General features: G+C 71.0%; 8 protein-coding genes. 2 read left to right on the forward strand and 6 right to left on the reverse strand.

Translation table 11 applies throughout. The annotated features are described in order from the left end of the window. Positions 1–11: 11 nt before the first annotated feature. Together WG923_RS19395 and WG923_RS19400 are read right to left on the reverse strand one after the other, a co-directional pair. On the reverse strand, positions 12–1,082 hold the full coding sequence (locus WG923_RS19395; RefSeq protein ID WP_340352634.1) for a tartrate dehydrogenase: 1,071 nt from the start codon (positions 1,080–1,082) through the stop codon (positions 12–14). Between the two features lie 21 nt (positions 1,083–1,103). Next, entirely contained in the window at positions 1,104–2,153 is a 1,050-nt protein-coding gene (locus tag WG923_RS19400; RefSeq protein ID WP_340352635.1) for a hypothetical protein, read from the reverse strand. Positions 2,154–2,219: 66 nt separating this feature from the next. Here WG923_RS19400 and WG923_RS19405 point away from each other — a divergent pair, with 66 nt between their 5' ends. After that, on the forward strand, positions 2,220–2,798 hold the full coding sequence (locus tag WG923_RS19405) for a DUF4337 domain-containing protein (RefSeq protein ID WP_340352636.1): 579 nt from the start codon (positions 2,220–2,222) through the stop codon (positions 2,796–2,798). A gap of 9 nt (positions 2,799–2,807) precedes the next feature. Here the strand turns inward: WG923_RS19405 and WG923_RS19410 are convergent, their stop codons facing one another. The 4 genes from WG923_RS19410 to xdhC all read right to left on the reverse strand — a co-directional run bounded on the left by WG923_RS19410 (position 2,808) and on the right by xdhC (position 6,951). Then, on the reverse strand, positions 2,808–4,124 hold the full coding sequence (locus tag WG923_RS19410; protein ID WP_340352637.1) for a glycerate kinase type-2 family protein: 1,317 nt from the start codon (positions 4,122–4,124) through the stop codon (positions 2,808–2,810). A gap of 45 nt (positions 4,125–4,169) precedes the next feature. Next, positions 4,170–4,859, reverse strand: a complete 690-nt coding sequence (locus WG923_RS19415) for a hypothetical protein (protein WP_340352638.1) — start codon at positions 4,857–4,859, stop codon at positions 4,170–4,172. Between the two features lie 77 nt (positions 4,860–4,936). Beyond that, the gene (locus WG923_RS19420) at positions 4,937–6,133 is read right to left on the reverse strand and encodes a urate hydroxylase PuuD (protein ID WP_340352639.1); all 1,197 of its coding nucleotides are present in this window, start codon (positions 6,131–6,133) and stop codon (positions 4,937–4,939) included. Positions 6,134–6,147: 14 nt separating this feature from the next. Continuing rightward, positions 6,148–6,951: a xanthine dehydrogenase accessory protein XdhC gene (xdhC, locus tag WG923_RS19425; RefSeq protein WP_340352640.1), complete on the reverse strand. Its 804-nt coding sequence runs from the start codon at positions 6,949–6,951 to the stop codon at positions 6,148–6,150. 126 nt (positions 6,952–7,077) lie between these two features. On the opposite strand from xdhC, the gene WG923_RS19430 reads away from it, so the two are divergent. After that, complete coding sequence (locus WG923_RS19430; RefSeq protein ID WP_340352641.1) at positions 7,078–7,614, forward strand: hypothetical protein; 537 nt, start codon at positions 7,078–7,080, stop codon at positions 7,612–7,614. Positions 7,615–7,822: the final 208 nt, after the last annotated feature.

Raw genomic sequence — 7,822 nt, forward strand, 5'->3', positions numbered from 1 at the left:
TGGGGCAGCCGTCAGCGGTTCTTCAAGCGGGAAACCACTGCCGCCGTCACGTCCGCCGTCCTGGCGGTGCCGCCGAGGTCGCCGGTGTGCAGTTTCGGGTCGGCCGTGATCTCCTCGATCGCCTTCATGAGGCGCGCGGCCGCTTCGTTCTCGCCCAGGTGCTCCAGCAGCATCACGCAGCTCCAGAAGGTGCCCACCGGGTTGGCGAGGCCCTTGCCCATGATGTCGAAGGCCGAGCCGTGGATCGGCTCGAACATGCTGGGATAGCGGCGCTCCGGGTCGATGTTGCCGGTGGGGGCGATGCCCAGGCTGCCGGCCAGCGCCGCGGCCAGGTCGCTCAGGATGTCGGCATGCAGGTTGGTGGCCACCAGCGTATCGAGCGAGGCCGGGCGGTTCACCATGCGCGCCGTGCAGGCGTCCACCAGTTCCTTGTCCCATCGGACGTCGGGGAACTCCTTGCTGACGGCCAGCGCGACCTCGTCCCACATCACCATGCCGTGGCGCTGCGCGTTGGACTTGGTGACCACCGTGAGCAGCTTGCGCGGGCGCGATTGCGCCAGCTTGAACGCGAAGCGCATGATGCGCTCGACGCCGGCGCGCGTGAGGATGCTCACGTCGGTGGCCACCTCGATCGGGTGGCCCTGGTGGGCGCGGCCGCCCACGCCGGCGTATTCGCCCTCGGAGTTCTCGCGCACGATCACCCAGTCGAGGTCCTTCGGGCCGCAGCGCTTCAGGGGCGCGTCGATGCCGGGCAGGATGCGCGTGGGCCGCACGTTGGCGTACTGGTCGAAGCCCTGGCAGATCTTCAGGCGCAGGCCCCACAGCGTGATGTGGTCGGGGATGTGCGGGTCTCCGGCGGAGCCGAACAGGATCGCATCCACGTTGCGGATCGCGTCCAGGCCGTCGTCGGGCATCATCTTGCCGTGCGCGCGGTACCAGTCGCCGCCCCAGCCGAAGCTGCTGAAATCGAACCGGAAGGCGCTGCCGCTGGCGGCCAGTGCCTGCAGCACCTCCTGCCCCGCGGGGATCACTTCCTTGCCGATGCCGTCGCCGGGAATGCAGGCGATCTTGTAGGTCTTCATGGGATGTCCTTTCGCGCGCGCTCAGATGGCCTTGTTCAGGTCGACGTCGAGCCCGCTTTTCTTCAGCTCGCGGGCCAGCAGCAGTTTCCACAGGCCGCCCTCGTCCAGCGGCTGGCGCGGCAGCCCCGGCAGCGCATCCTGCGCGCCCTCGCCCTGCAGGAAGCAGATGCGCGAGCGCCCGAGGGCGCCGAGCAAAAAGCCGATCTCGAGCTGGCGGTCCGCCTGCAGCACCAGGGCGAACTGCACCTGGCGCAGCGCCTCGAGCGATTCCAGCGACGACGCATCGGCGCGCGGCTGCTGCGAGATCACCGGCTCCAGCCCGAGTTGCGCGACGAAACTGGTGGCGGCTTCGCCGGCGCTGTCGTCGCGGCAGACGATCGCGATGCGCGGGGAATGTTGGGAGCTGGCAGGAGGGTTCATCGTGGGGCTGCCTGCAACGGGCGCAGGCTCGGCAAGGGGTGACGGGGCCGTCGTGGCGAACGCCGGCGGCTCTTCGGCGGCAGGCGCGGGCGGGGGCTCGGGCGCAGGCAGGGGGGCCGGCACCTGCGGGGGCGGCTTGGGCGGTTCGGCCGCCAGGGGTGCGAAGCCGGAGGGCAAGGGGGCAAAGCCGGAGGGCAGCGGTGCGAACCCGGACGGCAAGGCACCGAAGTTCGATGCCGGTGTGTCGCCCAGCGGCGCCAGCGTCGATTCCCCCGCGCCGCCCGCCAGCCGCCGCTCCAGCACCTTGGCCGCGGCGTTCAGGCGCATGGCCGCCTGGCCGACGGCCTTGCGGACTTCCTCGCGCAGCTCGTCGAGGGTGTAGCGGTCGCCGAAGGTGGAATCGAGCGCCGCGTCGAGCGGGCCGATGGCGAGCTGGCGGTATTGCGCGCTCCCCATGCCGACCGCGTCGGCGATCGTCTTGTTCACGTTCTTCTGCAGCAATTCGAGCCGCGAGTCCCAGCGGTCCCGGATGCCGGAGGCATCGAAGCCGCGCAATTCCTTGATCCGCCGGCCGATGCGATCCAGCACGGCCTCGATCTCCGCCTTGTCCTGCGGCCCACCCGGTGGCGGCGCATGCTTGCCGTTGCCCATCCCAGCTCCTTCTGCAACAGCGCCCCACTGTAGCAGCGTGGCGGTGCGCAGCGCTAGCATTCCGCCATGGAGAACTCCCTGCTCGACCCCGCCGAGGCCCGCGCCTCGCGCCTCAATGCCACCGTTGCCGTCACCGTGGCCCTCCTGAGCACCGTGATCGGCGTGTGCAAGGTCAAGGACGACAACATCGTGCAGGCGATGCAACAGGCCCAGGCCGACAAGCTGGATCACTGGGCCTTCTACCAGGCGCGCAACCTGCGCGAGGAGCTGGCGAAGGCCACGGCGGCGCAGTTGCGCCTGCAGGCGCGCAGCCAGACGCGCGCGGAGCTGCCGGCGTGGGACGACGCCATCGCCCGCTACGACAAGCTGGCCGTCGAACAGGCGCAGAAGAAGGAGGAGCTGCGCCAGCAGGCCGAACAGGACCAGAAGAACTACGACGCGCTGAACTACCGCGACGACCAGTTCGACCTCGCGGACGCGGCGATCTCGGTGGCCATCGCCGCCCTGGCCGTGGCCTCGCTCACGCAGCGCTGGTGGCTCTACGGCCTGGCCCTGGTCCCGGGCCTGTTCGGCACGGCGATGGGCGTGGCCGGACTGGCCGGGTGGCACCTCCACCCGCAGACCCTGGCGCAGTGGCTCTCGTGAACCCGCAGCTCAGAGCACCAGCAGGGCCCGGAAGTCGTTGACGTTGGTGTGCGTCGGCCCGGTGACGACGAGGTCGCCCAGCGCGCTGAAGTAGCCGTAGGCGTCGTTGCGCTGCAGGTAGGGGTCGATCTTCATGCCCTGGCCCAGGGCGCGCTCCAGGGTGTCGGGGGCGACGAAGGCGCCGGCGTTGTCCTCCACGCCGTCGATGCCGTCGGTGTCGGCGGCGAGCGCCCACACGCCGGGCTGGCCCTGCAGCGCCTGCGCCAACCCGAGGCAGAACTCGCCGGCGCGTCCGCCGCGGCCGCGCGGCGTGCCTGGCGGCTGCTTGCGCACCGTGACGGTCGTCTCGCCGCCGGAGAGGATCACGCAGGGCCGCGCGAAGGGCTGGCCGCGCTGCGCCACCGCGCGCGCCAGCGCGGCGTGCACCTTGCCGACCTCGCGCGACTCACCTTCCATCTCGTCGCTCAGGATGTGCGCGTCAAGGCCCGCCTCGCGGGCGGCCGCGGCCGCCGCCTCCAGCGACTGCTGCGGGGTGGCGATCATGTGCACCTGCTGCCCGGCGAACGCCGGGTCGCCGGGCTTGGGCGTCTCGAGCGCGCCCTGCTGCAGCAGGTTCATGAGCGTGCCGGGCACCTCGATGCCGTAGCGCTGGAGGATGGCCACCGCGTCGGCGCAGCTGCTCGCATCGGGCACCGTGGGGCCGCTGGCGATCACCGAGGGGTCGTCGCCGGGGACGTCGCTGATCGTGAGCGTGACCACCTTCGCCGGCGCGCAGGCGGCGGCGAGGCGCCCGCCCTTGATGCGCGAGAGGTGCTTGCGCACGCAGTTCATCTCCACGATGTTGGCGCCGGAGTCGAGCAGCTCGCGGTTGATGCGCTGCTTTTCTTCCAGCGTGAGGCCTTCGGCCGGCAGCGTGAGCAGCGCCGAGCCGCCGCCGGAGATGAGGCACAGCACCAGGTCGTCCAGCGTGAGGCCCTGGGCCAGCGACAGGATGCGTTCGGCGGCCTGCAGGCCGGCCGCATCGGGCACCGGGTGGGCGGCTTCGACGACCTCGATGCGCGCGGGCAGGCCCTGCGGCCGCGGCGGGGTGTGGTCGTAGCGGGTGACGACCAGGCCGGAGAGCGGCGCCTCCTTCGGCCACAGCGCCTCGACCGCCTGGGCCATCGCACCGCCCGCCTTGCCGGCGCCCAGCACGAGGGTGCGGCCGCGCGGCGGCGGCGGCAGGAAGGCCGCCGTGTTGTGCAGCGGCAGGGCGCGGTGCACCGCGGCGCGGTACAGGTGCTCGAGGAAGGCGCGGGGCTGGTGGCGGGGGTCGGGCGCGGGCATTCGGTGTCTCCTGCGCCCGATTGTGCGGGAAGGCGGGCCGGCCGTTCAGCCCGGACAGACGCTCGCCTTCTCCAGCGACACGACCTTGATCGAGACGGACACCTTCAGGTCGCGCAGGTAGCTGCAGACGCCGCCGAGCGCGTTGAGCCACGCGAGGTAGAAGCGCCGGTGGTTCAGGGCCTGCGCGGACAGCTGCTTTAGCTGCAACTGGTCGTTCAATTGCGTGAGCAGCAGCGCCGAATCGGCGGCGCGCACGCCGGCGAACGACAGCACCAGCAGCGGATCGTCCGCCTGCCCCTCGGCGCCCGCCTTCTGCCAGCGGTCCGGGTGCACGGTGGTCACGACCACATACGGGCCACCGCTGGGCAGCAGGCCGAACTTCTCGCAATAGCGCGCCGCCCGCTCGACATCGAGTTCTTCGGAGGCGGGCCGCGTGAACCACACGGCCGCATGCCGGACACCGGAAACCGTCGCGAAGTTGCGGTAGGCCGACTGCAGCCGCGCGAGGTCCTGCGTGCGCTCCGCCCCGAGCCACAGCGGGTTGCAGGGCAGGAACAGCGACCACGAAGTGAAGACGGCGCCGGCCTCCTGGAAGCGGCCATCGTCCTCGAACGGAATCGCCTCGCGCCCGTACAGCCGGACGGCGGACTGCGCGAGCGCGGCCCCCTGGAGCACACACAGCACCGCGGCGACGGCGCAGGACAGCAGCAGATGCCAAGGCGTGGACCGGCGCATGCGAGCCTCCTGGAATCCCCCTGCGGGGGCAGGCCCGTTATAGACCCGATCCGCGCGGGCGGGAAGAAGCCTCCGGTTCAGTCGACGCGGGCACCGGCCACGAACCAGCGTCCGATCACCGCGCGCTCCTCCTCGGTGATGTGGGTGGCGTTGTTCAGGGGCATGGTCTTGGCCACCACGGCCTGCTGGTACACCGCCTGCGCGTGCTGCTTCACGCCCAGCGGGGAATCGAGCCGCACGTTCTTCATCTGCACCTGCGCGCCGTGGCACAGGTAGCAGCGCTGCTCGAGCACCTGGCGCACGGCGGCGTAGTCCGCCGGCGCGGCGGCGGCCGCCTTCGCCGCCGCGCTCGGCTGCGGCATCAGCCACACCAGCGTGGCGACGATCAGCGCCACGCCCGCCAGGGCGTAGCCGGCCGGGTGGCCGTTGCGCCCCAGCTTCCAGCCGTGGCGCATGACGAAGAACTGCCGGATGGCGGCGCCGGCTGCCATCATCACGACCAGCACCAGCCAGTTGCGCGGGTGCGTGGTGAGGAAGCCGTAGTGGTTGGACAGCATCGCGAACAGCACCGGCAGCGTGAAGTAGGTGTTGTGCACGCTGCGCTGCTTGCCGCGCTGGCCGTGCACCGGGTCGACCGGCCGGCCGTCGCGGATCGCCTGCACCACCTTCTTCTGGCCGGGGATGATCACGAAGAACACGTTCGCGCTCATCGAGGTGGCAAGCATCGCGCCGACCAGCAGGAAGGCCGCGCGGCCCGCGAACCAGTGGCAGGCGAGCCACGCCGCGATGCACACCAGGGCCAGCACCAGCACTCCGACCAGGCCTTCGCGGGCGGTGCCCAGGACGCGGCAGATCGCGTCGTACAGGAGCCAGAAGACGACGAGGAAGGCCAGGGCCGCCACGACCGCAGCGGCCGGCGACCAGTCCATCAGCGACTTGTCGACCAGGTAGGCCCCCGCGTTCCACAGGTAGGACACCGTGAACAGCGCGAAGCCGGACAGCCAGGTCGAATAGCTTTCCCAGAAGAACCAGTGCAGCCTGGGCGGCAGCTGCGGCGGCTGGACCGCGTACTTCACCGGGTGGTAGAAGCCGCCGCCGTGCACGGCCCAGAGTTCGCCGGTGGCGCCCCCGGCCCGCAGCTTGGCGTCCTCCGGGGGCGTGAGGCTGCTGTCCAGGAAGACGAAATAGAAGGAGGAACCCACCCACGCGATCGCGGTGATCACGTGCAGCCACCGCAGCAGCAGGTTGGCCCAGTCGAGGAAGTAGCTTTCCATGCGTTCTCAGGTTGTCAGGAAAGGGGGCCCTGCAGGAGCTGCGCGGCGACGGCGACCGCGATCACCTCCGGCTGCTTGCCCGCGATGCCGGGGATGCCGATCGGGCAGGTGACCTGCGCCAGTTCCTGCTTGCGAAAGCCCCGCTCCTCCAGCCGGTGCCGGAAGGTGGCCCATTTCGTCTTGCTGCCGATCAGGCCGACGTACGCCAGGTCGCCGCGCTCGCGCAGCCGGCGCAGGCAGGCGGCGACCACGTCCAGGTCCTCCGCGTGGCTGAAACTCATGACCAGCACGCGCGAATGGGGCGCGAGATCCGCGACGGCGGCCTGCACGGGATCTGAGTGTTCGCAGCGCACGTTGTCCGGCACCGCCGGCGGGAAGATCTCGTCGCGGCTGTCGATCCAGGTCACGGCGAAAGGCAGCGTGCCCAGCACGTTCACCAGCGCCCGGCCGACGTGGCCGCCGCCGAACAGGGCCAGCGGTGTCTCCGGGCCCTGCAGGCGCTGCGCCAGCCTCGGTGCGTCGGCGTCCGTGAGCCGCTCGTAGCGCAGATGGACCACGCCGCCGCAGCACTGGCCCAGCGACGGGCCGAGCGGATAACGCAGCACCGGGTCCCCGTTCGCGCCCGCGAGCCGCCGCCGCGCCTCCTCGATCGCCTGCAGTTCCAGGTGCCCGCCGCCCACGGTGCCGAGCACCGCGTCGGGGAACACCGCCATCCAGGCACCCGGTTCGCGGGGCACCGAACCCTGTGCGGTGTCGACGCTGACCAACACCGCGTGTTGCGTCGCCAACCGGTTCGTGACATCTTTGATGAGCTTCATGCTTTACAAAGAATCCAATGGCAAGGACACACAGGGTTTCGTAACCAAGGTCATCATTGGCCGCCACGGCCCCGTTGTAATGGCCGCGTGTGCGCCGCCGGCGTGCCCCTCCCGCCAGGAGCTTCCATGAAGTATCGACCCATCCTGCGTCCCCTGACACCCGCGCTGTTCGGCGCCGCCGCCGTGCTCGCATCCTGCACGTCCACCCCGCTGCCGCCGGAGCAGCCACCGCGCGCCGTCGCCGTGCCGCAGCCCGCACCCGCCGCACGGGCCCCCGCACCCGCGCCGCAGGTCGCCGCCGCGCCCGGCATGATCATCAAGACCTCCATGGCGACGAACCCCCGCGCCTACCGCCAGGACGCCGCTTCGCACATCTACGGCCAGAACGGCGACCGCATCTGGAAGGGGCGCCTGCCGCCCCTGCTGTACGCCGTGGGCGTGCTGCAGGTGGAAGTCGACAACCACGGCAACGTGCGCAACATGAACTGGCTGCGCGCGCCCAAGCACGCGCCGGAAGTGATCGCCGAGATCGAGCGCACGGTGCGCCGGGCCGCGCCCTTCCCCGCCCCGGCGCGCATGGGCAAGGTGGTCTACACCGACACCTGGCTGTGGCACAAGAGCGGCCGCTTCCAGCTCGATACGCTGACCGAAGGCCAGGACTGACATCGCATCACCCCCGCGCAGGCGGGGGCCCAGGGGAAAAGCGGCCGCGGGCCGCTTTTCTTTTGGTTCATCGCCGATTTCGGGGGAGACCAAGGGAAGGCGGCCGATGGCCACCACTGTTCGGTGGACGTCGCGCCGCTCGGGCCGGACCAGTCCGTGGCTGTCCGTCTCAGCGACTGTCCCCCGGCGCGGATGGGAACCGTTGCCC

This window comes from Ramlibacter sp. AN1133 (genome assembly GCF_037890035.1).
In the GTDB taxonomy this organism is placed as follows: domain Bacteria; phylum Pseudomonadota; class Gammaproteobacteria; order Burkholderiales; family Burkholderiaceae_C; genus Ramlibacter.